32 protein-coding genes and 1 tRNA gene are annotated in these 22,983 nt (G+C 70.9%); 27 read left to right on the top strand and 6 right to left on the bottom strand.

Annotated features, from left to right (window positions below; all coding sequences use genetic code 11):
• Positions 1-34 precede the first annotated feature (34 nt).
• On the bottom strand, positions 35-1,852 hold the full coding sequence (locus tag ACQUQ1_RS05405; protein WP_435063244.1) for a histidine kinase N-terminal 7TM domain-containing protein: 1,818 nt from the start codon (positions 1,850-1,852) through the stop codon (positions 35-37).
• Positions 1,853-1,943: 91 nt separating this feature from the next.
• On the bottom strand, positions 1,944-2,807 hold the full coding sequence (pyrF, locus tag ACQUQ1_RS05400) for an orotidine-5'-phosphate decarboxylase (protein ID WP_435063243.1): 864 nt from the start codon (positions 2,805-2,807) through the stop codon (positions 1,944-1,946).
• Between the two features lie 170 nt (positions 2,808-2,977).
• Between pyrF and ACQUQ1_RS05395 the strand changes: the two genes are divergently transcribed.
• Complete coding sequence (locus ACQUQ1_RS05395) at positions 2,978-3,889, top strand: bile acid:sodium symporter family protein (RefSeq protein WP_435063242.1); 912 nt, start codon at positions 2,978-2,980, stop codon at positions 3,887-3,889.
• Here the strand turns inward: ACQUQ1_RS05395 and ACQUQ1_RS05390 are convergent.
• On the bottom strand, positions 3,874-6,558 hold the full coding sequence (locus ACQUQ1_RS05390) for a heavy metal translocating P-type ATPase (protein ID WP_435063241.1): 2,685 nt from the start codon (positions 6,556-6,558) through the stop codon (positions 3,874-3,876). The two genes, ACQUQ1_RS05395 and ACQUQ1_RS05390, sit on opposite strands and share 16 nt — an antisense overlap.
• 94 nt (positions 6,559-6,652) lie before the next feature.
• Positions 6,653-6,967: an MTH1187 family thiamine-binding protein gene (locus ACQUQ1_RS05385; RefSeq protein WP_435063240.1), complete on the bottom strand. Its 315-nt coding sequence runs from the start codon at positions 6,965-6,967 to the stop codon at positions 6,653-6,655.
• A 158-nt stretch (positions 6,968-7,125) separates the two neighbouring features.
• Between ACQUQ1_RS05385 and ACQUQ1_RS05380 the strand changes: the two genes are divergently transcribed.
• Positions 7,126-7,419, top strand: coding sequence for a hypothetical protein (locus ACQUQ1_RS05380; protein ID WP_435063239.1), 294 nt, complete (start codon positions 7,126-7,128; stop codon positions 7,417-7,419).
• A gap of 36 nt (positions 7,420-7,455) precedes the next feature.
• Here ACQUQ1_RS05380 and ACQUQ1_RS05375 read toward each other — a convergent pair whose 3' ends face one another.
• Together ACQUQ1_RS05375 and ACQUQ1_RS05370 are read right to left on the bottom strand one after the other, a co-directional pair.
• Positions 7,456-7,857, bottom strand: a complete 402-nt coding sequence (locus ACQUQ1_RS05375; RefSeq protein WP_435063238.1) for a CBS domain-containing protein — start codon at positions 7,855-7,857, stop codon at positions 7,456-7,458.
• A gap of 123 nt (positions 7,858-7,980) precedes the next feature.
• A tRNA-Gly gene (locus ACQUQ1_RS05370) sits at positions 7,981-8,051 on the bottom strand.
• A 271-nt stretch (positions 8,052-8,322) separates the two neighbouring features.
• Between ACQUQ1_RS05370 and ACQUQ1_RS05365 the strand changes: the two genes are divergently transcribed.
• The 25 genes from ACQUQ1_RS05365 to secY all read left to right on the top strand — a co-directional run bounded on the left by ACQUQ1_RS05365 (position 8,323) and on the right by secY (position 22,967).
• Entirely contained in the window at positions 8,323-9,156 is an 834-nt protein-coding gene (locus tag ACQUQ1_RS05365) for a putative RNA uridine N3 methyltransferase (protein WP_435063237.1), read from the top strand.
• Positions 9,157-9,166: 10 nt separating this feature from the next.
• Positions 9,167-10,183 carry a 50S ribosomal protein L3 gene (locus ACQUQ1_RS05360; protein ID WP_435063236.1) on the top strand — a complete coding sequence of 339 codons (1,017 nt, stop codon included), beginning with the start codon at positions 9,167-9,169 and terminating at the stop codon, positions 10,181-10,183.
• Positions 10,183-10,929, top strand: coding sequence for a 50S ribosomal protein L4 (rpl4p, locus tag ACQUQ1_RS05355; RefSeq protein ID WP_435063235.1), 747 nt, complete (start codon positions 10,183-10,185; stop codon positions 10,927-10,929). The genes ACQUQ1_RS05360 and rpl4p overlap by 1 nt, the downstream gene beginning before the upstream one ends.
• Positions 10,926-11,180 (top strand): 50S ribosomal protein L23, encoded by a 255-nt coding sequence (locus ACQUQ1_RS05350; RefSeq protein ID WP_435063234.1) that lies wholly within the window; start codon positions 10,926-10,928, stop codon positions 11,178-11,180. The genes rpl4p and ACQUQ1_RS05350 overlap by 4 nt, the downstream gene beginning before the upstream one ends.
• 1 nt (position 11,181) lies before the next feature.
• Complete coding sequence (locus ACQUQ1_RS05345; protein WP_435063233.1) at positions 11,182-11,910, top strand: 50S ribosomal protein L2; 729 nt, start codon at positions 11,182-11,184, stop codon at positions 11,908-11,910.
• Position 11,911: 1 nt separating this feature from the next.
• Complete coding sequence (locus tag ACQUQ1_RS05340; RefSeq protein ID WP_435063232.1) at positions 11,912-12,334, top strand: 30S ribosomal protein S19; 423 nt, start codon at positions 11,912-11,914, stop codon at positions 12,332-12,334.
• A 1-nt stretch (position 12,335) separates the two neighbouring features.
• Positions 12,336-12,797 carry a 50S ribosomal protein L22 gene (locus ACQUQ1_RS05335; RefSeq protein WP_435063231.1) on the top strand — a complete coding sequence of 154 codons (462 nt, stop codon included), beginning with the start codon at positions 12,336-12,338 and terminating at the stop codon, positions 12,795-12,797.
• Complete coding sequence (locus ACQUQ1_RS05330) at positions 12,797-13,759, top strand: 30S ribosomal protein S3 (RefSeq protein ID WP_435063230.1); 963 nt, start codon at positions 12,797-12,799, stop codon at positions 13,757-13,759. The genes ACQUQ1_RS05335 and ACQUQ1_RS05330 overlap by 1 nt, the downstream gene beginning before the upstream one ends.
• A 3-nt stretch (positions 13,760-13,762) precedes the next feature.
• On the top strand, positions 13,763-13,981 hold the full coding sequence (gene rpmC, locus ACQUQ1_RS05325) for a 50S ribosomal protein L29 (protein ID WP_435063229.1): 219 nt from the start codon (positions 13,763-13,765) through the stop codon (positions 13,979-13,981).
• Position 13,982: 1 nt separating this feature from the next.
• A complete protein-coding gene (locus ACQUQ1_RS05320; RefSeq protein ID WP_435063228.1) occupies positions 13,983-14,459 on the top strand; it encodes a ribonuclease P protein component 1 in 477 nt (158 codons plus the stop codon).
• Positions 14,444-14,776: a 30S ribosomal protein S17 gene (locus ACQUQ1_RS05315; RefSeq protein ID WP_435063227.1), complete on the top strand. Its 333-nt coding sequence runs from the start codon at positions 14,444-14,446 to the stop codon at positions 14,774-14,776. The genes ACQUQ1_RS05320 and ACQUQ1_RS05315 overlap by 16 nt, the downstream gene beginning before the upstream one ends.
• Complete coding sequence (locus tag ACQUQ1_RS05310; RefSeq protein WP_435063226.1) at positions 14,776-15,174, top strand: 50S ribosomal protein L14; 399 nt, start codon at positions 14,776-14,778, stop codon at positions 15,172-15,174. The genes ACQUQ1_RS05315 and ACQUQ1_RS05310 overlap by 1 nt, the downstream gene beginning before the upstream one ends.
• On the top strand, positions 15,171-15,533 hold the full coding sequence (rplX, locus tag ACQUQ1_RS05305; protein ID WP_435063225.1) for a 50S ribosomal protein L24: 363 nt from the start codon (positions 15,171-15,173) through the stop codon (positions 15,531-15,533). Before ACQUQ1_RS05310 ends, rplX begins: the two co-directional genes overlap by 4 nt.
• Position 15,534: 1 nt before the next feature.
• Positions 15,535-16,299: a 30S ribosomal protein S4e gene (locus tag ACQUQ1_RS05300; protein ID WP_435063224.1), complete on the top strand. Its 765-nt coding sequence runs from the start codon at positions 15,535-15,537 to the stop codon at positions 16,297-16,299.
• Positions 16,296-16,823, top strand: coding sequence for a 50S ribosomal protein L5 (locus ACQUQ1_RS05295; RefSeq protein WP_435063223.1), 528 nt, complete (start codon positions 16,296-16,298; stop codon positions 16,821-16,823). Before ACQUQ1_RS05300 ends, ACQUQ1_RS05295 begins: the two co-directional genes overlap by 4 nt.
• Entirely contained in the window at positions 16,820-17,011 is a 192-nt protein-coding gene (locus tag ACQUQ1_RS05290) for a 30S ribosomal protein S14 (protein WP_435063222.1), read from the top strand. The genes ACQUQ1_RS05295 and ACQUQ1_RS05290 overlap by 4 nt, the downstream gene beginning before the upstream one ends.
• 2 nt (positions 17,012-17,013) lie before the next feature.
• On the top strand, positions 17,014-17,406 hold the full coding sequence (locus ACQUQ1_RS05285; protein WP_435063221.1) for a 30S ribosomal protein S8: 393 nt from the start codon (positions 17,014-17,016) through the stop codon (positions 17,404-17,406).
• Between the two features lie 2 nt (positions 17,407-17,408).
• On the top strand, positions 17,409-17,945 hold the full coding sequence (locus ACQUQ1_RS05280) for a 50S ribosomal protein L6 (RefSeq protein WP_435063220.1): 537 nt from the start codon (positions 17,409-17,411) through the stop codon (positions 17,943-17,945).
• Positions 17,946-18,641: a 50S ribosomal protein L32e gene (locus ACQUQ1_RS05275; RefSeq protein ID WP_435063219.1), complete on the top strand. Its 696-nt coding sequence runs from the start codon at positions 17,946-17,948 to the stop codon at positions 18,639-18,641. It begins immediately after the preceding gene.
• Positions 18,638-19,099, top strand: a complete 462-nt coding sequence (locus ACQUQ1_RS05270; protein WP_435063218.1) for a 50S ribosomal protein L19e — start codon at positions 18,638-18,640, stop codon at positions 19,097-19,099. The genes ACQUQ1_RS05275 and ACQUQ1_RS05270 overlap by 4 nt, the downstream gene beginning before the upstream one ends.
• Complete coding sequence (locus ACQUQ1_RS05265) at positions 19,099-19,662, top strand: 50S ribosomal protein L18 (protein ID WP_435063217.1); 564 nt, start codon at positions 19,099-19,101, stop codon at positions 19,660-19,662. The genes ACQUQ1_RS05270 and ACQUQ1_RS05265 overlap by 1 nt, the downstream gene beginning before the upstream one ends.
• Positions 19,655-20,302 (top strand): 30S ribosomal protein S5, encoded by a 648-nt coding sequence (locus ACQUQ1_RS05260; RefSeq protein ID WP_435063216.1) that lies wholly within the window; start codon positions 19,655-19,657, stop codon positions 20,300-20,302. Before ACQUQ1_RS05265 ends, ACQUQ1_RS05260 begins: the two co-directional genes overlap by 8 nt.
• Entirely contained in the window at positions 20,302-20,760 is a 459-nt protein-coding gene (gene rpmD, locus ACQUQ1_RS05255) for a 50S ribosomal protein L30 (RefSeq protein WP_435063215.1), read from the top strand. The genes ACQUQ1_RS05260 and rpmD overlap by 1 nt, the downstream gene beginning before the upstream one ends.
• Positions 20,760-21,263 carry an uL15m family ribosomal protein gene (locus tag ACQUQ1_RS05250; RefSeq protein WP_435063214.1) on the top strand — a complete coding sequence of 168 codons (504 nt, stop codon included), beginning with the start codon at positions 20,760-20,762 and terminating at the stop codon, positions 21,261-21,263. Before rpmD ends, ACQUQ1_RS05250 begins: the two co-directional genes overlap by 1 nt.
• Positions 21,264-21,500: 237 nt before the next feature.
• The gene (gene secY, locus ACQUQ1_RS05245; RefSeq protein WP_435063213.1) at positions 21,501-22,967 is read left to right on the top strand and encodes a preprotein translocase subunit SecY; all 1,467 of its coding nucleotides are present in this window, start codon (positions 21,501-21,503) and stop codon (positions 22,965-22,967) included.
• Positions 22,968-22,983: the final 16 nt, after the last annotated feature.

Below are 22,983 nucleotides of genomic sequence, written 5' to 3'. Positions count from 1 at the left end.
CCGTCGCGTCGGCCGGGGTTCCCCGGCGCGGCCGTCAGTCCGTCGCTTCAGCGCCCCGCTCCGTCCCCGCGCCCGGGGGGACCGCGGTACCGTCGTCGTGGTCGCCGTCGGCGTCGGCCAGCACGCGCTCCGGGAGGGCCACCGTCACCACGGTCCCGGTCGTGTCGCGGTCATCGAAGGAGAGGTCGGCGCCGAGCAGGCGGGTCCCCCACCTGACCACCCACAGGCCGAGGCCGCTCCCGTGGGACAGCGCCGTCTCCGTTCCCGAGCGGATGCTCTCGAGCTCGGCCTCGGGGATCCCCGGCCCGTCGTCGGCGACGACGAACCGGACCCCGTCGTCGTCGACCCGGACGGCGACCCGGACGGTCGCGCCGTCGCCGTGTTCGATCCCGTTCTCCACGAGGTTCCCGATCACCACCCGGAGCACGCGCTCGCGCACGACCAGCCGGAGGTCCGAGGGCACGTCGACGGCGACGTCCGCGTCCGGATACGACTCCCGGACGTCGCGGACGACGTCGCGGCAGACCTCGGCAGCGGCGACCTCGCGCGCCGCGGCGGCGTCGTCGAGGACCTCCTCCACGTCGCGAGCCTTCTCGCCGAGGCGCTGGAGCGCCCGGCCGCGCCTGCTGATGGCGTCCGCGAGCGGCCTGTCGTCCTCGTCCACCCGCTCGGTCAGCAGGTCCGCGTTGCCCACGACGACCGTCATGTCGTTTCGGAGGTTGTGCCTGAGGACGCGGTTGAGTACCTCGAGGCGCTGCCTGCGCGCCTCCCGGTCCGTCACGTCCGCGAACGTCACGGTGTAGCCGACGACGCGGCCGTGGTGGTCGTCGATGCCGGAGACGGTCGCCTCGTACACGCGGTAGCCGGCGTCGGTCGTCTGCTCGATCCGCTGGGGCTCGGTGTCGTCGAGGTCGATGTCGGCGACGTACGCGTCGAGCGGGTCGCCGGCGACCGAGCCGGCGCTGTCGCCGCCGCCCGCCGGTCCCGCATCGTCGGCCTCGGCGGCGGCGCGGGGTCGGCCGTCCCCGATGCCGAGCACCGGCCCGGCGGCGGAGTTGAACTCGATGAGCCGCCCCTCGGCGTTGACGACGACGAGGCCCACCCCCACGTCCTCGATGGCGGCCCGGCGCCCGAGCACCTGCGTCGCCGGCAGCAGGCCCTGGAGCCTGAACCGGAACAGGGCGAAGCCGAACAGGACCCCGGTGATCGCGAGGGTCAGCGGCGTGAGATCCAGCGCCGGGACCGGCGGGAGGAAGAACACCGCCTTCACGTGGGCGGCGAAGCTGACGGCGGCGCCGAGGATGAGCGCGATCCCCTGGTCGCGGTAGAGGGCGCCGTAGGAGAGGACCGGTTCCAGGAGGAACACCATCCCCGCGCCGATGACGACCCAGCCGAACGCGGCGTGGACGTAGAACCAGATCCCGGGGTCGAACAGCACCGTCGCGGTCCCGAACGTCGGCGCGATGCGGTAGTCGGTCCACATCAGCCCGTGGGCCGGCGCCGTGGCCACGAGCAGGGTGGTGACGACCGGGACGACGGACACGACCGCGATCAGCCGCCGGTCGACGTACTCGCCGCGGCCGGTGTACCCGAGCGCGAAGAACAGCCACGCGGGCGCGACGATGGCCTTCCCCACCTCGAGGGGGACCTCGAACAGCTCGCGCGTGCCCGGGTCGAACGCCGTGAGCGCCAGCGCGTACGACAGCGACCAGACGGCGACCCCGGCCATCAGGAGCGCGAACGAGGTCGCGCCCGGCTCGCCGCGGTTCTGCCAGGCGTACGTCCCGACGGCGACCGCGGTCCCGCCCGCGAGGAACGCGAGGAGGACGACCGCGAGGCCCTCGGGCGACATGGTCCCCCCTCGTCGGCGGAGACGTAAATACGACACCCCCTTCGGCTCCCGCGACGGGAGACCGGGCCTCGGCCGGCCGGCCCGCGCTCCGTCAGTCGCCGCGGTACCGGTTCAGCCGGTCGCGAAGGCGCTTCGCGGCCTGCCCGGACGCCTTCGCGAAGTCCTCGTCCGCGTCTCGCGGCCTCGCCGCTCGACTTCCCGAGGCGCTGTGCGCCCCGCCCTCCTCCCCCGCGAAGATGATCCCCCGGGAGGAGTTGACGAGGCCGACGCCGTCGGCGAGGCCGTGCTCGACGGCGGCCTCGGCGTCGCCCCCCTGCGCGCCGACGCCGGGGACGAGGAACGGCAGGTCGGGGACCGCCTCGCGCAGCTCCGCCAGTTCCTCGGGCGCGGTCGCGCCGACGACGAGGCCGACGTTGCCGCGCTCGTTCCACAGGTCGGCGAGCGCGGCGACGCGCCGGTACAGCGGCTCGCCCGAGTCCAGTTCCAGGTCCTGCAGGTCGGCGCCGCCGGGGTTCGAGGTGCGACACAGCACGAACACGCCCTTGTCCTCCCTGGAGAGGAACGGCTCCAGGGAGTCGCGCCCGAGGTAGGGGTTCGCGGTGATCGCGTCCACGTGCTCCAGCACCTCGGCGTACTTCCGTGCGGTGTTGCCGATGTCGCCCCGCTTGGCGTCGAGCAGGACGGGCACGTCCTTCCCGTGGGCGTACGCCACCGTCTCCCTGAGGGACCGCCAGCCGTCGGCGTCCTCGTAGAAGGCGGCGTTGGGCTTGTAGCAGGCGGCGTACTCGTGGGTCGCGTCGATGATCCGGCGGTTGAACGCCCACCGGGGGAGGTCCTTGTCGAGGAGGTGCTCGGGGATGCGGTCGAGGTCGGCGTCCAGCCCGACCGAGACGACGGTGTCCTTCGACTCGATGCGGTCGCGGAGGCGCTCGAAGAAGGCGTTGAACTCGGGCATGCGCCCAGATTCAGCGCGGGTGGGCTAATGGTTCCCGGTTCTGCCGGTGCGTGCCCCCCGGCCGGTGGGACGGAGGCGGGGGCCGGGACGGGGCCGACCGTCGCCGGCGGTCGTGCGGACCCGACGCGAGGCATCGACAGCTACACCACCCCGGCGGCGGGAGCACCGCCGTGCTCCGTCGCCTCGCCGCCGCCGTCGACGACTACCTGCTCGCGTGGGTGCTCGGCGCCGTCGCGGTCGGGCTCGCGGTCCCCCGGCTGGCCGCGCTGAAGCCGCTGTCGACGCCGCTGCTCGCCGTGATGATCGGGTCGGTGTCGCTGACGCTGTCGCCCGCGCGCTTCCGCGGCGTCCGGGGACGGCCGCTCGCGGCGGTGCTGGCCGTCCAGACGGCGATGCCGCTGGCCGCCCTCGCGCTCGCGCGCCTGCTCGGGCTCCCGCCGGCGCTCGCCGCGGGGTTCGTCGTCCTCGGCGCCGTCACGCCCGAGCTGGTGACGCCGACGATGACGGAACTGGCCGGCGGCGACACCGCGCTCTCGACGGTCGTGCTCGTGGCCGTCGGGGTCGCGACGCTCGGGATCGTGCCGGCGGCGACGACGACGTTGCTCGCCGGGGGCGTCGCCGTCGACGCGGTGCCCATCGTCCGACAGCTCCTCGTCGCGGTGGTCGCGCCGATGGCGCTCGCGGTCGGGCTCCGGGCGCGATTCCCCGGCCGGATCGCCCCGCACGACGACCTCTACCCGTCCGTGTCGGGCGTGATGGTCGTGCTCGTCATCGGCATCGTCGCCGCGGACAACGCCGCGCTCGTGCTGTCGGGGGAGGGGGTGCTCCTCCCGGTCGTCGCGGGCGCCGTCGCGCTCAACCTCGCGGGGTACGCCGCGGGGTGGCTCGCCGGCTCCGCCCTCGGGTTCTCCGCGGGCGAGCGGGTCGCCTCGACCCTCTGTGTCGGGATGCGCGACTTCGCGGTCGCGGCGGCATTGCTCGTGGCCGCGGGGTTCCCGCCGGCCGCGACGCTTCCGGCGGTGGTGTTCGGCGTCGTCGAGATGACGACCAGCGCGGGGCTGGCCCGCTACTGGGCCGACTGAGCGGGCGGCGTCGACGGCGGCTCCCCCTCACCGTCGGACGCCGCCTCAGCCTTCGCTTCCGCGTCGCGGCCGGCCGTTCCCGCGGCGTCCGTCCCGTCCGCGCCGGGGTCGTCGGGCGAGACGCGCGCCAGCCGGCTCGCGTTCGCGGTGACGCCGACGGTCATGCCCGCGTCGCCGGCGAGGACGGCGAACCAGATCGGGACGAGCCCGAACGGGACCGCGGCCGCGAGCGCGGCCTTCGCCGCGAGGCTCGTCCAGACGTTCTGCCGGATGACGGCGTTGGCGCGCTCGGCGAGCGTCCGGAGGTACGGGAGCGTCGAGAGGTCGTCCGCCAGCAGCGCCACGTCCGCGGTTTCGAGGGCCGTGTCGGTACCCGCGGCGCCCATCGCGATCCCCACCGTCGCGGTGGCGAGGGCGGGGGCGTCGTTGACGCCGTCGCCGACCATGGCGACGCCGTCGTGCTCGTCGAGCAGTTCCTCCACGGCGGCCACCTTCTCGTCGGGGAGCAGTTCCGCGCGCACCTCGTCGACCCCCACCTCGCGGCCGACCGCCCGGGCGGTGCGCTCGTTGTCGCCGGTGAGCATCGCCGTGCGTACGCCGGCCTCGCGGAGGCGCTCGACCGTCCGGCGCGCCTCGGGGCGCACCTCGTCGGCGACGGCGATGACGCCCTCCAGGTCGTCCTCGGTCCCGACCAGCACCACCGTCTTCCCCTCGGCCTGGAGTTCGGGAACCGTGTCCGAGAGGAGGTCCAGACAGTTGTTCCGCTCGCAGATGGCCCGCGATGTCCGGGTGACGACCCCGCCGTCGGTGGCGGCGTGGACGTGCGAGAGGTCGAAGCCCAGGTCGGCGAACAGGCCCGGCTTGCCCGCGTAGTGGGGCGTCCCGTCGAGCGTCGCGGACACGCCCTTTCCGGCGACCGCCTCGAAGTCGTCGACCGCGCGGTCGTCGACGCCCTCGGCCTCGGCGTGCTCGACGATGGCGTCGCCGATGGGGTGCTCGGAACGCAGTTCCAGCCCGCGGGCGCACCGGAGCACGTCGGCCTCGGAGTTGTCGCCCAGCGGGATCACGTCGGTGACGGTCAGCTCCCCCTTCGTCAGCGTGCCCGTCTTGTCGAAGGCGACCGCGTCCACGTCCCCCATCGCCTCCAGATGCGTGCCGCCCTTGATCAGCACGCCGTTGCGGGCGGCGGCGGTGATGCCGGAGACGACCGTGACCGGGGTGGAGATGACGAACGCGCACGGGCACGCGAGGACGAGGAGCGTGAGCCCGTAGAGGACGTACGTGTCCCACGCCGCGCCGACGGCCAGCGGCGGGCCGAGCGCGACGACCAGGGCGAAGCCGACGACGACCGGCGTGTAGTAGCCCGCGAAGCGCTCGACGAACTGCTCGCGCTCGGAGCGCTCGCCCTGGGCCGCCTCGACCATGTCGACGACGCGCGAGAGGGTGTCCTCGCCCGCCTCGGTCGTCACCTCCACCTCCAGATAGCCGCCCTCGACGATGGTGCCGGCGAACACCTCGTCGCCCGGCGCCTTGTCGACCGGGACCGACTCGCCGGTGACGGGTGCCTGGTTCACCGCGCTCGTCCCGTCGGTGACGGTGCCGTCGCGGGGGATCCGCTCGCCCGGGCGGACGACGACCGTCTCGCCGACCTCCACGGCGTCGGCGGGGACCACCACTTCCTCGCCGTCTCTCAGGACGGTGGCCTCCGACGGCGACAGCTCCATCAGCTCGCGGAGGGAGTCGCGCGCGCGGTCCATCGCCGCCGCCTCCAGCAGCTCCGAAAGGGAGAACAGCGTCGTCAGCGTCGCCGCCTCGAAGTACAGCGGCTCGTCGAAGCCGATCCCCGCCGCCACCGCGCCGAGGATGGCGACGCTCATCAGCAGGTCGATGTCGAGGCTCCGCTGGCGCAGCGAGTAGTAGCCGTCGCGGAAGACGGCGACGCCCCCGACGGCGACGGCCCCGAGGTACGCGAGGTCGCCGACCCGGACCACGCGGCCGAACAGGTCGACGGCGGGACCGGCCCCCGCGGGCGCCAGGGGGTTCGCGAGCACGAGGCCGACCGCCGTCAGCGCCGCCGCGAGGTACGTCGCGTACGCGCGGCGGCTCCGCCACACCGAGTCGCCGCCGGAGCCGTCGACCCCGCCGTCGCCCCCGTCGAGCGAGGTCCCGACCACCTCGTAGCCGACGCCCTCGACCGCCGAGACGACCGCCGCGAGCGTCGTCGCGTCCGGGTCGAACCGGAGGCGCACCGTCCCGGATGTCGGGTACGCGTCGAGGTCGCGGACGCCCTCGACGCGCTCCAGCGCGCCGGACACCTTGCCGGCACAGGAGGCGCAGTCCATCTCCGGCACCGACAGCGTCACGGACTCCAGGCCGTCGGCGACCTCGTACCCTGCACCCTCGACCGCCGAGACGACCGACTTCCGGTCGACGGTGCCGTCCGTGGCGACCGTCAGGTCGCCGGTCGTCGGCCGGGGGTCGACGCCGGTGACGCCGGGGACCCCGGAGACGGCCCGCTCGACCTTCGACGCGCAGGAGGCGCAGTCCATGTCGGGAACCGAGAGGTCGACCGTCCGGTCCGTCGGCCCCTCCCCCGACTGCCCCGAGTCGGCCCCTCCGCCGCGGCCGTCCTCGGGGGACGATCCGTCGACGGCGTCGTCACGAGTCATTCCTACCTGCGGTAGCGGTCGGTCGGGTATTAACCTGACTGCCAATACGGGCGCGATAGATGCTCGTTCCTAGCAATAGATCCGGGCTGAGTTATTATTCCACGTCGCTCCGGGCGGGCCGCCCGAGTTCGCGCTCGACGCTCTCGACCTTCTCGCGGGCGGACTGGTCGCGCGTCCGCTTGTCGTCGATCTTCAGGAACGTGGAGACGCGGTCGCCGTCGACGGCGGTGTGGGCGGCCGTCGCGGCCGCCATCAGCTCCTCGACGTCGTCGGCCTCGATGACGGTCCCCATCGGGTTCGTCTCGTAGGTCACGTCGAAGTCGTCGAGGGCGGCGACGGCCTTCGCCACCTCGCCCGACATGCTCCCCTCGACGACCGGCGCGACGCTCAACAGCGCGATGACGGTCATGCGCGGGGACACGTCGCCCGCGGTGAAAGCGGTTCCCCCGACCGAGCGCGACGGCCCGTGGGTGACGACGCGGGGAGGCGGCGTGTCCGGGACCGGCACGGGCTCGGGCGCCCGCCGGGAAGCGGTACCCACAACTTCCGGGGCCCCCTCGCCCCGACGTGTATCTGAGCCACCCGGTCAGGCGGATGCGCGACGACCCGATCCCGGGAGAGACGGCGACCCTGGTCGTCGAACTCGGCGACCGCGACGCCGAGGACTTCCGCGGGGCCGTCGGGGACCTCGGCGGCACCGTGGAGGCGGAGCTGCCGTTCGACTCCTACCGGGTCGCGCTCCCCGAGGAGGCCGTCTCGGCCCTGTGCGACCTGAACGGGCTCGCGGTCGTCGAAACCGTCGACGCCGTGGGCTACGGCGGGGACGCCGGGGAGGACGTCGAGCAGGGGGACCCGGAGTAGGGCGCCGCCGCGGAGGGCATCGTGATCCGCGTTCGCCTACGCGGGGATGTCCGAGACGTACGCCGTGAGGTCGGTCGTCGAGACGACGCCGACGACGCCGCTCTCGCCGTCGGTGACGGGCATGTGGTGGAACCGGTGCTCCAGCATCGTCGCGGCCACGTCCGCGAGCGAGTCGCCGGGGGCGGCCGTGACGAGGTCCGTGCTCATGTACTCGGAGACGGGCGTCCGGTCCTTCGGCTGTCGCTCCGCGACGATCTGCACGAAGTCGGTGTTCGTGAGGATGCCGCGGAGCGTCCCGTCCCCGTCCACGACGATGACCGACCCGATGCCCCGCTTCATCATGCCCTTGGCCGCCTCCTCGACCAGCGTGTCGGGCGTGACGGTGTAGAGGCTCTCGGACATCACCTGCGCGACGAACACGTCGTCTAGATCCTCCATGGGTACTCCGGGGATGCGGCGGGGGTGGAATAAGCGTTGGCGTCGCGGGGCACGGGGTGGCACACGAGCGGGGCCGCGACTGGTGAGGCGACGCCTCGTTCGTCAGCGGCCGTCCGAGAAGGATGCACTGGCGGGGATTTGAACCCCGGTTGTGACCATGGCAAGGTCACGTGATACCACTACACTACCAGTGCGTACCTGCATCCGGGCGCCGTCTCCGGCTTTCTCCCGGTGCGCATTCACCACTAACGGCAGGGGAGTACATAAATCCGTTCCTCCGCGGCCGCCGTGTGCACCCCTCTCGTGTGACGCGATCCCACCCGGGTGACGCCACCCGGCACGTGAGTGGTTCGCACGTGAAACGTCCGCGGACGGGTGTGTGACGGCGTGACTACGGGAGAGACGAGTCAATACCCTTTTACGGTGCGGCCGAGGATCGACGTAGTACAGTCCGGTGCAGCGACAATGAACGGAACGACGCTCGACGTGCTCGTTCCGTCGTCGCTCGTCCGGGAGGCCGAGGACGGCCGCGAGGCCACGCGGAAACTCGGTTACGTCGCCCGCGCGGCGACGATCTTCCGGGCGGACCGGTTGGTCGTCTTCCCCGACCGGGAAGGCGAACGCCGCAGAGGCGGCGAGTACGTCCGCACGCTGCTGGAGTACTGCGCGACCCCCTCCTACCTCCGCAAGGAGGTGTGGGGGAAACGCGAGGAGCTCCGGCACGTGGGGGTGCTCCCGCCGATGCGGCCCGCTCGATCCGGCCCCGACGGGTCGGAACTACGAGAGGGAATCGTGACCGAGGTCGGACCTGAAGGCCGCGTTCGGGTCAATTGCGGAACGCAACACCCGATCTCCCTGCACGCGCCTCCCGGACGGGAGGTCGTGGAGGGGGAGCGCGTCACCGTCAGGGTCTCTTCGAGAGAACCGGTCCGTGCCCGCCTCACCGACGACCCCGCGCCGGGGTTCCGGGTGGCGGAATCGGACCTGAAGGACGCCCTCGCCGCCGCCGACGCCGCGATCGCCACGTCGCGCCACGGCCGGGAACTCACCGTGTCCCGGCTGTCCGACGTCCGCGATCGCACGCGCGACACGCACGTCGCCGTCGCGTTCGGCGCGCCCGGCAGGGGGCTCCCGGCCATCCTCGGGATGGACCCCGCGGATGTCCCGGTCGACCCCGACGCCACGGACGGCTCGGGGTTCGACCTCTGGCTGAACGCGATTCCGCGACAGGGGAGCGAGGTCGTGCGGACCGAAGAGGCGATCTTCGCCGCGCTCTCGCCCCTCACGCTCACGGAGTAAGCCAAACACAATGCCACAACCAAGCAGACCACGCAAGGGTTCGCTGGGCTTCGGCCCGCGCAAGCGCGCGAGCAGCGAGGTCCCCCGCATCCGCTCGTGGCCCGAGGACGACGGCGCCGCCGGCGTCCAGGGCTTCGCGGGCTACAAGGCGGGCATGACCCACGTCGTCATGGTGAACGACGAGTCCGACTCCCCGCGCGAGGGGATGGAGGAGTCCGTTCCCGTGACGGTCGTGGAGGTGCCCCCCATGCGGGCGGCCGCCCTGCGAGCCTACGAGGACACGCCGTACGGACAGAAGCCGGTCACCGAGGTGTGGGCCACCGAGTTCCACGAGGAGCTCGACCGCACGCTCGACCTGCCGGCGGAGAACACCTTCGAGGAGGACGCCGAGGAGCTGCGCGAGCTGGTCGACGACGGCGTCGTCGACGACCTCCGGTTCATCACCCACACCGAGCCGGCCGCGCTCTCGAACGTCCCCAAGAAGAAGCCCGACGTGATGGAGACGCGGGTCGGCGGCGACTCCCTGCAGGAGCGCCTCGACTACGCGCTGGAGCTGATCGAGGACGGCGGCGAACACGAGTTCGGCGACGTCTTCCGCGCCGGCGAGTACGCCGACGTCTCCGGCATCACGAAGGGGAAGGGCACCCAGGGCCCCGTCAAGCGCTGGGGCGTCCAGAAGCGGAAGGGCAAGCACGCGCGGCAGGGCTGGCGGCGCCGGATCGGCAACCTCGGCCCGTGGAACCCCTCGCGCGTCCGCTCGACCGTGCCCCAGCAGGGGCAGACCGGCTACCACCAGCGCACGGAGCTCAACAAGCGGCTCATCGACTTCGGCGAGGGCGACGACGCCTCCGTCGAGGGCGGCTTCAAGGGCTACGGCGAGGTGGACGGCCACTACGCGCTCGTGAAGGGCTCGCTGCCGGGTCCCTCCAAGCGCCTCCTGCGGTTCCGCCCGGCCATCCGGCCGAACGACCAGCCGCGCCTCGACCCCGAGGTGCGCTACGTCTCCACCGCATCGAACCAAGGATAATGAAGGCAACAGTACGCGACCTGAACGGCGACGAGGCGGGCGAGGTCGACCTCCCCGACGTCTTCGAGACGGAGTTCCGCTCGGATCTCATCCGGCGGGCCGTCGTCGCCGCGCAGGCGAACCGGAAGCAGGCCTACGGCGCAGACGAGTACGCCGGGCTCCGCACGCCCGCGGAGTCGTTCGGCTCCGGCCGCGGCATGGCCCACGTGCCCCGTTCGAACGGGCAGGGCCGCCGCGTCCCGCAGACCGTCAAGGGTCGGAAGGCCCACCCGCCGAAGGCCGAGAAGGACCAGAGCAAGAAGGTGAACGACAAGGAGCGCAAGCTCGCGACGCGGTCGGCCATCGCGGCCACCGCCGACGCAGAGCTGGTCGCCGAGCGCGGCCACGCCTTCGACGAGGACACCGAGCTCCCGCTCGTCGTCTCCGACGAGTTCGAGGACCTCGTGAAGACGAAGGAGGTCGTCTCCTTCCTCGAGGCCGTCGGGCTCGCCGACGACATCGAGCGCGCCGACGAGGGGCGCACGATCCGCGCCGGGCGCGGCACGACCCGCGGCCGGAAGACGCAGGAGCCCAAGTCGGTGCTGTTCGTGACCGCGGGCGAGCCGTCGAAGGCGGCGCGCAACCTCGCAGGCGCGGACGTGACCACCGGCCGCGAGCTCAACGTCGAGGACCTGGCGCCGGGGACGCACCCCGGCCGCCTCACGGTGTACACCGAGAGCGCGCTGGAGGAGGTGGCCGAGCGATGAGCTCCGTCATCCACCACCCGCTCGTCACCGAGAAGGCGATGGACGAGATGGACTTCCAGAACAAGCTCCAGTTCGTCGTCGACATCGACGCCGCCAAGCCCGAGATCGCCGACGCCGTCGCCGAGCAGTTCGACGTGGGCGTCGAGTCGGTCCGGACGCAGGTGACCCCGCAGGGGAAAAAGAAGGCGACCGTCGAACTCGACGAGGACAGCGACGCACAGGAAGTCGCCTCCCGCATCGGGGTGTTCTGACATGGGACGCAGGATCCAGGGACAACGACGCGGCCGCGGCGGCTCGACGTTCCGAGCCCCGTCGCACCGCTACAAATCCGACAAGCAGCACAAGAAGATCGCGGAGGACGACGCCGACACCGTCCACGGCGAGGTCGTCGGCATCGAGCACGACCCCGCCCGGTCGGCGCCCATCGCGGACGTGAAGTTCGAGGACGGCGACCGCCGCCTCGTGCTCGCGCCCGAGGGGATCAGCGTCGGCGAGACGCTGTCCGTCGGCGTCTCCGCGGAGATCAAGCCCGGCAACACGCTCCCGCTCTCGGAGATCCCCGAGGGGGTGCCCGTGTGCAACGTCGAGTCCAAGCCCGGCGACGGGGGCAAGTTCGCCCGCGCCTCCGGCGTCAGCGCGACGCTGCTCACCCACGACCGCGACGTCGCGGTCGTCCAGCTCCCCTCCGGGGAGGTCAAGCGGCTCAGCCCCGACTGCCGCGCCACCGTCGGCGTCGTCGCCGGCGGCGGCCGGACGGAGAAGCCGTTCGTGAAGGCCGGGAACAAGTACCACAAGATGCGCAGTCGCGGGACGAAGTACCCGCGCGTCCGGGGCGTCGCGATGAACGCCGTCGACCACCCCTTCGGTGGCGGCGGCCGCCAGCACCCCGGCCAGCCGAAGTCCGTCTCGCGGAACGCCCCGCCGGGACGGAAGGTCGGCGACATCGCCTCGAAGCGGACCGGTCGAGGTGGCGACAGATAACATGAGTTCGGAATACCGCACCGGCCGCGAGGGTGAGTTCACCTACCGCGGCCACACGCTCGACGAGCTGCAGGAGATGGAGCTCGACGAAGTCGCGGAACTGCTCCCCGCCCGTGCGCGGCGAACCATCGACCGCGGTCTCGGCGTCCAGCAGATGAAGCTGCTGGAGGCCGCCGAGGACGCCACGGAGGAGGGGACGGCGAACGACCCGATCCGGACGCACGTCCGGGACATGCCGATCCTGCCGTCGTTCGTCGGCCTCACGTTCGAGGTGTACGACGGAAGCCACTTCGAGCGCGTCGAGGTCGAGCCCGAGATGATCGGGCACTACCTCGGCGAGTTCAACCTCACGCGCAACTCCGTGGAACACGGTCAGGCCGGAATCGGCGCGACCCGGTCCTCGAAGTTCGTGCCCCTCAAGTAATATGGGAATCAGCTACAGCGTCGACGCCGACCCGGAGACCACCGCCAAGGGGATGCTCCGCGAGCGGCAGATGAGCTTCAAGCACAGCAAGGCCATCGCCCGCGAGCTGAAGGGCGAGACGGTCGCCGACGCGGAAGAGTACCTGCAGGCGGTCATCGACGGGGAGCGTTCCGTCCCGTTCCGCCAGCACAACTCCGGCGTCGGCCACCGCTCGGACATCGACGGCTGGGACGCCGGCCGGTACCCCGAGAAGGCCTCGAAGAACTTCCTGAAGCTGCTCGAGAACGTCAGGAACAACGCCGACGAACAGGGCTTCGACGGCGAGTCGATGACGATCACACACGTCGCCGCCCACAAGGTCGGCGAGCAGCAGGGCCGCAAGCCCCGCGCGATGGGCCGCGCGAGCGCCTGGAACACCCCGCAAGTGGACGTGGAAATGATCATCGAGGAGGACGATACCTAATGGCGGACGAGCACCAGTTCATCGAGGACGGGCTCCAGCGGAGCCAGATCAACGAGTTCTTCGAGGAGGAGCTCGGTCGCGCCGGCTACGGCGGGATGGACGTCGCCAAGACGCCCATGGGCACCCAGATCGTGCTCAAGGCCGAGAAGCCCGGGATGGTGATCGGCAAGGGCGGCAAGAACATCCGTAAGGTGACCTCCGAACTGGAGGAGCGCTTCGACATGGACGACCCGCAGATCGACGTCCAGGAGGTCGACGAGCCCGACCTCAACGCGAAGATCGTCGCGGACCGTCTGGCGAACGCCCTCGAGCGCGGCTGGTACTTCCGCCGCGCGGGCCACACGACCATCGACCGGATCATGGACGCGGGCGCGCTGGGCGCCGAGATCGTCCTCTCCGGGAAGGTCACGGGCGCCCGATCGCGCGTGGAGAAGTTCAACCGCGGCTACATCAAGCACAACGGCGAGCCCGCCGAGGAGGTCGTCGACGAGGGACAGGGCGTCTCCGTCATGAAGCTCGGCACCATCGGCGTGACCGTGAAGATCATCCCGCCGGGCGCGGAGCTGCCCGACGACTTCGAGATCGCCGAGGACGCCGACGCGCCCGAGGTCGAGCAGGCCGACGCCGGCGAGGGCGTCGAGGACCTGCTGGCCGACGTGGACGACGAGGAGGTCCCCGAGACCGAGCCGGAGATCCCGGGCGGCGAGCCCGACTTCGAGGAGCCGGAGGTCGCCGGCGACGACGAGGACGTCATCGACGAGGAGGTCGTCGAGGAGGTCATCGAGGCCGACGAGACGGCCGACGGCGACGCCGCCGAGACCGCCGAGCCCGAGGACGACGAGGAGTCCGAGCCCGAGCTCGACGACCTCGACGAGGACGTCGAGGCCGAGGCCGAGGACCTCGTCGCCGAGATGGAGGAGGAGGCCGACGAACAGGACGCGGACGACGAGGAGGAGGAGTAACCGATGGCGATCCTTCACGTCCAGGAGATCCGCGACATGACGCCCGCCGAGCGCGCGGCCGAACTGGAGGAGCTCGAGACCGAGCTGCTCAACGCGAAGGCCGTGCAGGCGGCCGGCGGCGCCCCGGAGAACCCGGGGCGCGTCGGCGAGCTGAAGCGCACCATCGCGCGGATCAAGACGGTCCAGCGCGAGGAAGGCGACCTCGACGACACCGACGAATAACATGGCACTGACCCCCGAGACGCTCACGCGACACGAACTCCGCGGCCTGCCCGTACGGGTGGCCGCCGCCGCCAGCGACGCCCACGTCGGGCTCGCGGGCGTCGTCGTGTCCGAGAGCATGCGCACCCTCACGGTGCGCACGTCCCGGGGGGACAAGCAGGTGCCGAAGGAGGGGACGACGTTCCGGTTCGTCCTCTCCGCGCAGGAATCGGCCGGCGGTGCGGGCCACCGCTCGGCCGGGCCCATAGATGAAGCCGCGGGGGACCGCAAGGCCCCCGGGTCCGCGTTCGAACTTCCGTCGTCCGAGCCCCACACGCTGGCCGCGGGGCGAGGACAGTACGAAACTGCCGGCGTCAGACCCGGTCAGTCGGGCGGTTGCGAGGACGCGGTCTCCGTTACGGTGGATGGGGCCAGACTGCTCTCACGACCCGCCTTCCGCACGGAACGTGCGGGTGATCACCAATGGCAATCGGACTGAACGTAACAGAACCGGAGGAGGCCTGCTCCGACGAGAACTGCCCGTTCCACGGATCGCTTTCCGTGCGTGGGCAGACGCTCGAAGGGACGGTCGCCTCCACATCGATGGACAAGACGGTCGTCGTCGAGCGCGAATACGACGTATTCGTGCCGAAGTACGACCGGTACATGAAGCGACGCAGCCGCGTGCCGGCACACCTGTCGCCCTGCCTCGACGTCGAGGAGGGCGACCGCGTGCGCATCGCCGAGACGCGGCCGCTGTCGAAGACGAAGAGCCACGCGGTCGTCGAGACGCTCGAGACGGAGGGTGATGCCTGATGGAGGCCCTGAAGGCCGACGTCACGCAGGGCCTGGAGAAGGGCTCCCTGATCGCGTGCGCCGACAACACCGGCGCGCGCGAGCTGAAGGTCATCTCCGTCGCGGGCTACTCGGGGACCAAGAACCGACACCCCAAGGCGGGCGTCGCCGACAAGGTCACCGTCTCGGTGACCAAGGGCACGCCCGAGATGCGACGTCAGGTGCTGGAGGCCGTCGTGGTCCGCCAGCGTAAGGCCATCCGTCGTCCCGACGGCACCCGCGTGAAGTTCGCGGACAACGCCGCCGTCGTGATCGACGACATGGAGGAGCCGCGCGGGACCGAGATCAAGGGTCCCATCGCGCGGGAGGTCGCAGAACGCTTCGGGAGCATCGCGTCGACCGCGACTCAGATCGTATGAGCGAGCAACCGCACAAACAGCGCACACGGACCCGGGACGCGCCGCTCCACGAGCGGCAGAAGTTCGTCCGCGCCACCCTCTCGGAGGAGCTCCGGGAGGAGTACGGTCAGCGGAACGTCCGCGTCAACGCGGGCGACACCGTCGAGGTCATGCGCGGCGACTTCGCGGGCGAGGAGGGCGAGGTGCTCGAGGTGGATCTCCGCGAGTCGGTGATCCACGTCGAGGACGTCGTCGTCGAGAAGGCCGACGGGGAGGAGACCCCGCGCCCGCTCGACGCCTCGAACGTGCGCGTCGTCGACCTCGACCTCGAGGACGACCGCCGGGAGGCGCGTCTGGAGTCCGACGAGGAGGCAGCATAACATGAGTAACCACCAGAAGCGACTGTCGGCCCCGAACTCGTGGCCGATCGAGCGGAAGGAAGAGACGTTCACCGTGAAGGCGGGCGCGGGCCCGCACGGCGAGTCGGGCGTCCCCCTGCTCATCGTCCTCCGGGACGTGCTGGGGTACGTCGACTCGCGCAAGGAGGCGCGCTACGCGCTCGATCACGGATCCGTGCTCGTCAACGGCAAGGCGGTCTCCGACGAGGCCCGCCCGGTCGGGATGTTCGACATCCTGGCGTTCGACGAGCGCGAGGAGTACTACCGGGTGTTCCCCGGCGAGGGCGGCCGGCTCTCGCTGACGCCCATCGACGAGGAGGCCGCCTCCTCGCGGCTGGGGAAGGTCGCCGGCAAGACGCAGGTCGCCGGCGGCGACTTCCAGTACACGCTCCACGACGGGACGACCCTCGTGAGCGAGGACGGGAGCTACGCCGGCGGCGACTCGCTGGTGATCGACAACGAGACCAAGGAGGTCGTCGCGCACTTCCCCTACGAGGAGGGCGCGCTCGTCACCGCCGTCGCCGGCAGTCACGCCGGCGAGATCGGCACGATCGACGAGATCACCGTCACCGCGGGCTCCGGCGACAACGCCGTGAGCGTCGCGCAGGACGACGGCGACGACGCCGGCTTCGAGACGATCGAGGACTACGTCGTCGTCATCGACGAGAACTTCACGAGCGACGCGGGAACCGCGTCGGAGACGTCGAGCGGCGGACGCCGCGAGACCGACGGGGGTGACGACGAATGAGCGAGGCCGACTCCGAGTCCCTCCACGAGATGCGCGAGCCGCGCATCGAGAAGGTCGTCGTCCACATGGCCGTCGGCCAGGGCGGGCGCGAGCTCGCCAACGGCGAGGAGATCCTCGAGGAGATCACCGGGCAGGAGACGGTTCGCACGACGGCCAAGCGGGCCATCGGCGAGTTCGACATCCGCCCCGGCGACCCCATCGGCGCGAAGGTCACCCTCCGCGGCGAGGACGCCGACGAGTTCCTCGAGAGGGCCCTGGAGCTGGTCGACCTCTCGGCCTCGCAGTTCGACGACACCGGGAACTTCAGCTTCGGCGTCGCCGAGCACACCGAGTTCCCGAGCCAGGAGTACGACCCGCAGATCGGCATCTACGGGCTCGACGTCACCGTGACGCTCACGCGACCGGGGTACCGCGTCTCCAAGCGGGACAAGGTCACCCGGTCGATCCCGAGCAAGCACCGGATGAGCGTCGAGGACGCCGTCGAGTTCCTCGAGCGCGAGTTCGACGTGGAGGTCACAGCATGAGCGACGCAGACATCGACACGAAGGGACCCGAGGAGACGGGCGAGCACGCGGCGAAGCGCACCGGCCAGCAGGTCGAGTGCCGCCGCTGCGAGCGCAAGCAGGGGCTCGTCGGCAAGTACGACATCAACCTCTGCCGCCAGTGTTTCCGCGAGGTCGCCCGGGACATGGGGTTCCGGAAGTACCGATAACTATGGCAGGAAACGACCCACTCGCCGACGCCCTCGCAGGCCTCGACAACGCGGAGGACGTCGGCCATCTGGAACACACGGTCCGGCCCGCCTCGAACATCATCGGCTCCACGCTGGAAGTGCTGTACGACAACGGTTACGTCGACGGCTTCGAGTTCGTGGACGACGGCCGAGCGGGAACGTTCGAGGTCGAACTGAAGGGCGCGATCAACGAGTGCGGCGCGGTCAAGCCGCGGTACTCCGTGGCCGCCGACGGCTACGAGAAGTGGGAGAAGCGGTTCCTCCCCGCCCGCGACTACGGCGCGCTCATCGTGACCACGAGTCACGGCGTCATGAGCCACTACGAGGCCCGCGAGGAGGGCATCGGTGGCCAGGTGATCGCATACGTCTACTGACAATGGCAGAACGAACAATCGAACTACCCGAGGACGTCTCCGCCGACCTCGACCACCTCGATCTCACGATCGAGGGGCCGAACGGCTCGGTGACGCGTCGGCTGTGGTACCCGGACGTGAGCGTGTCTGCGGAGGACGACGCCGTCGTCATCGCGTACCCGGACGACGCCGACCGCCAGACGAACGCGACCGTCGGCACCTTCGCGAGCCACGTGGACAACATGATCCACGGGGTCACCGAGGGGTGGGAGTACGGCATGGAGGTCTTCTACGCCCACTTCCCGATGGACGTGTCCGTCGAGGGCGACGAGGTCGTCATCACGAACTTCCTCGGGGAGACGGCACCCCGCCGCGCGGAGATCCGCGGCGACACCGAGGTACAGGTCGACGGCGAGGAGCTCGTCCTGACCGGCCCCTCCAAGGAGGACGTCGGGCAGACGGCCGCCAGCATCGAACAGCTCACCCGCGTGACGGACAAGGACACGCGCGTCTTCCAGGACGGCGTGTACATCACGCGAACGCCCACGGGTGATGTCTAAATGAGCGACGACGTCGAGGAGCTCGAGGACATCTCCGGGGTCGGCCCGTCGAAGGCCGACGCGCTGCGCGAGGCCGGCTACGAGACCGTCGAGGACGTGAAGGCGGCCTCGCAGTCGGAGCTGGCCGAGGTCGACGGCGTCGGGAACGCCCTCGCCGCCCGCATCAAGGCGGACGTGGGCGGGCTCGAGGTCGAGGAGGAGACCGAGGCCGAGATCGAGGAGGACGAACCCGAGGCCGAGGAGGAGGACGTCGAGACGGAGCTTCGCCCGCGCGGTCACGCGGACAAGACCCCGGAGCTCGACGACGAGCGCGCACGCGCGCTCGCCCAGAAGCACCGCGAGTCCACGCCGCAGTTCAACCGGCAGGACTACCACAAGAAGAAGCGGATCCCGACCTCCTGGCGGCGCCCGCGCGGCACGCTGTCGAAGCAGCGCCGCGGCATGAAGGGGAAGGGGCCGACGGTCGAGGCGGGCTTCCGCTCGCCGAAGGCCGCCCGCGGCCTGCACCCCAGCGGCTTCGAGGAGGTCCGCGTGCACAACGCGGACGACCTCGAGGGCGTCGACCCCGCCACGCAGGCGGTGCGCATCGCGTCGTCGGTCGGCGCGCGCAAGCGCGAGACGATCGAGGACGAGTGCGAGGAGCGCGAGATCCGCGTCCTCAACCCGACCTACGTCGAAGTGGAGGTGGAAGAATGAGCGACCTGGCAGCACAGCGCCGGCTCGCGGCCGACGAACTCGACGTCGGCAAGAGCCGCGTGTGGCTCAACCCGGAGGCACAGGACGAGCTCGCGGACGCGATCACGCGCGAGGACATCCGCGAGCAGATCGAACAGGGCAACATCCGCGAGAAGGACGCCAAGGGGAACTCCCGCGGCCGGGCCCGCGAGCGCGACGAGAAGCGCTCGTACGGCCACCGCAAGGGCGCCGGCACCCGCAAGGGGAAGGCCGGCGGCCGGCAGGACTCCAAGGACGACTGGATCGCGCGGATCCGTGCCCAGCGCGCACGCCTCAAGGAGCTCCGCGACGACGGGACCCTGGACAGCTCGCAGTACCGCGAGCTGTACAACAAGGCCTCCGGCGGGGAGTTCGAGGACGTGCGACGGCTCGACTCGTACATCGTGAACAACTACGACGTAACACTGGAGGACGACTGATGGCGACCGGACCACGCTACAAGGTACCGATGCGTCGCCGCCGGGAGGTCCGGACGGACTACCACCAGAGGTTGCGCCTGCTGAAATCCGGCAAGCCGCGCCTCGTGGCGCGCCTGTCGAACAAGCACGTCAGGGCGCAGCTGGTCACCCCCGGACCGAACGGCGACGAGACACACGCGGCCGCGTCCAGCGAGGACCTGTCGGAGTACGGCTGGGAGGCCCCCACGGGCAACCTCCCCAGCGCGTACCTGACGGGCTACCTCGCGGGGCTGCGGGCGGTCGAGGCCGGCCTCGAGGAGGCCGTCCTCGACATCGGCCTGAACACCGCGACGCCGGGCAACAAGGCGTTCGCGGTGCAGGAAGGAGCGATCGACGCCGGGCTCGAGATCCCCCACAACGAGAGCGTCCTCGCGGACTGGTCGCGCAACCGCGGCGAGCACATCGCCGCCTACGCCGAGCAGCTCGAGGAGCCGCTCTACAGCGGGGACTTCGACGCGGCGGACCTGCCCGAACACTTCGACGAGGTTCGGGAGACCCTGACGGAGGAATTCGACAATGAGTAGAAACGGCGGATGGGAGCCGCGCACGCGGCTCGGCCGGAAGGTACAGGAGGGCGACATCACCTCGATGGAGCAGGCGCTGGACTCGGGGCTCCCGCTGAAGGAGCCCGAGCTGGTCGACCAGCTCATCCCGGACCTGGAGGACGAGGTGCTGGACATCAACATGGTCCAGCGCATGACCGACTCCGGGCGCCGGGTGAAGTTCCGGTGCGTCGTCGCAATCGGCAACCGCGACGGCTTCCTCGGCTACGCCGAGGGCCGCGACGACCAGGTCGGCGGCGCGATCCAGAAGGCGATCGAGGTCGCCAAGCTGAACATGATCAAGGTCGACCGTGGCTCCGGCTCCTGGGAGGACTCCGCCGGCGGGGTCAACTCCCTCACCCGGACGGCGACCGGCAAGGCCGGCTCCGTCGAGGTCGAGATCAAGCCGGCCCCGCAGGGGCTGGGCCTCGCGGCGGCGCCGACCGTCCGCAACATCCTCGAGCTGGCGGGCGTCCAGGACGCCTGGACGTCCTCGACGGGGAACACGCGGACGACGGTCAACCTCGCGAAGGCGACGTTCAACGCCCTGAAGAACGCCTCGCAGGCGCGCACGCCCGACCGGGCGCGGCGCGTCCAGCGCGAAGCCGAGGGTGGTAACTGATGCAGGCGGTCGTCCAACTGCGCGGCGAGATCGACATGTCCGCCGCCCAGCGCGACACCCTGAAGATGCTCAACATCCACGCGATCAACCACTGCGCGCTGGTGCCCGAGGAGGACACCTACCGCGGGATGATCGCGAAGGTGAACGACTTCGTCGCGTTCGGCGAGCCCGACGTCGAGACGGTCGAGATGCTGCTCTCGCGCCGCGGCGAGCCCCTCGAGGGCGACGCCGACATCGACGACGGGTGGGTCGCCGACAACACCGACTACGACGACGTGTCCGCGCTCGCGGCGGCGCTGGTGGACGAGGAGACGACCCTGCGCGAGCAGGGCCTCTCGCCCGTCCTCCGGCTGCACGCCCCGCGCGGGGGCCACGACGGCATCAAGCACGCCGTGAAGAACGGCGGCGCGCTGGGTCACCACGACGACATCGACACCCTGCTGGAGGCGATGCGCTAATGACGAACAAGAAGCGACGCCAGCGCGGCTCGCGCACGCACGGCGGCGGCTCCCACAAGAACCGGCGCGGCGCCGGTCACCGGGGCGGCCGCGGCGCGGCCGGCCGCAAGAAGCACGAACGGCAGCTGTACGGTCCGCTCGGCAAGTACGGCTTCAAGCGACCGCAGGGCGTGCAGGACGAGGTCGTGGAGGTCTCCGTCCAGAAGCTGGACGAGGACGCCGCCCTCCTGGCGGCCGACGGCCTCGCCGAGGAGGAGGGCGACGGCTACGCCCTCGACGCCCGCGACGTGGCCGAGGACGGCCACGAGGCGGACGTGGTGAAGGTGCTCGGCGGCGGGCAGGTCCGCGGGGAGCTGCACGTGGTCGCGGACGCGTTCACCGCCGAGGCCCGCCGCCTCATCGAGGAGGCCGGCGGCTCGGCCGAGCTGACCGAGCGCGCCGAGGAGGCACAGGCCGACGACGAGGCGGCCGACGACGGGGACGGCGACGACACCGACGAGTAGTCGCCCGACACGCCGCCGCGGTTTCCGGCTCCCGATTCTTCGCGATGCACCGTCGACGAGCGGCAGCGCTGCGGGGCGGTGCCGTCGCCCTCGCGGGCCCGGTAGCGGGCGACTACCGATCCCGTCGCCCGTCCGTCGCGGGAGGCCGATCCCCTCGCCTGCGGCGCATCCGCGGCCGGGCGGGCGGAATATCCAATCGAAGCGTTAAGGTGTGCCGGCCGACCAGACACACGCAATATGGGTTGGAAAGAGACCGCGGAACCCGTGCTCACGCGGATGCCGACGGTCGAGCGTCCGGAGGGGCACGTCCCCTTCAAGCGGAAGATGGCCTGGACGGCGGGCATCCTCGTAATGTACTTCTTCCTCACGAACATCACGATGTTCGGGCTCGCGACGGGCGGGGCCGGGGGCGACTTCTACGGCCGCTTCCGGTCGATCCTCGCCGGGTCCTCCGGGTCCATCCTCCAGCTCGGCATCGGTCCCATCGTCACGGCGTCCATCGTCCTCCAGCTGCTCGGCGGCGCGGACCTCCTCGGTCTCGACACCGACGATCCCCGCGACCAGGTGCTGTACCAGGGCCTCCAGAAGCTGCTGGTGGTCGTGATGATCTGTCTCACCGGGCTGCCGATGGTGTTCGCGGGCAACTACCTCCCGGTGAACACGCAACTGGCGAACCAGCTCGGGATCGGCGTCTTCGGCCTGAAGACGGTCCTGTTCGCGCAGATGTTCGTCGGCGCCCTGCTCATCCTGTTCATGGACGAGGTCATCTCCAAGTGGGGCGTCGGCTCCGGGATCGGGCTGTTCATCATCGCGGGCGTGAGCCAGCAGCTCGTCGCGGGCCTGTTCGCCGTTCCCGCGCTGGGCACGCAGGTCACCGGCTTCTTCCCCGCGTGGTACGGCATCATCACCGGGAGCATCGAGCTCGACCCGTTCTTCCAGTCGCTGCTGTTCGACCCAGGCAACCTCCTCGCGCTGTTCACCACGGTCCTCATCTTCTCGATCGTCGTCTACACCGAGTCCGTGCGCGTGGAGATCCCGCTGAGCCACGCCCGCGTGAAGGGCGCCCGCGGTCGCTTCCCCGTGAAGCTCATCTACGCGTCCGTCCTGCCGATGATCCTCGTTCGCGCGCTGCAGGCGAACATCCAGTTCCTCGGCCAGATCCTCAACAACTACGTCACGCTGCCGGCGTTCGTCGGCGTCTACTCGCAGGGGCAGCCGGTGAGCGGGCTGTTCTACTACCTGGCGCCCATCCAGTCGCGCTCGGACTGGATGTGGTTCACCGGCGCGTTCACCGTGAGCGCCGAGCCGTGGCAGATCGTCATCCGGGTGCTCGTCGACCTCACCTTCATGATCGTCGGCGGCGCGATCTTCGCGGTGTTCTGGGTGGAGACGACCGGCATGGGGCCGGAGTCCACCGCCCAGCAGATCCAGAACTCCGGGATGCAGATCCCCGGCTTCCGGAAGAACCCGCAGGTGATCGAGAAGGTGATGGAGCGGTACATCCCGCAGGTGACCGTCATCGGCGGCGCCCTCGTCGGGGCGCTGGCGGTGCTGGCGAACATGCTCGGCACGCTCGGGGGCGTCTCCGGGACGGGCCTCCTGCTGACGGTGTCGATCACCTACAAACTGTACGAGGAGATCGCCGAGGAGCAGCTCATGGAGATGCACCCCATGATGCGCCAGATGTTCGGGTCCGACGACTGACCGGCGCCGACGCTCC

Source organism: Halobaculum sp. EA56 (assembly GCF_051195075.1).
GTDB lineage: Archaea > Halobacteriota > Halobacteria > Halobacteriales > Haloferacaceae > Halobaculum.
The sequence above is the reverse complement of the archived record's forward strand: the minus strand, read 5'-3'. Positions and strand labels throughout refer to the sequence as shown.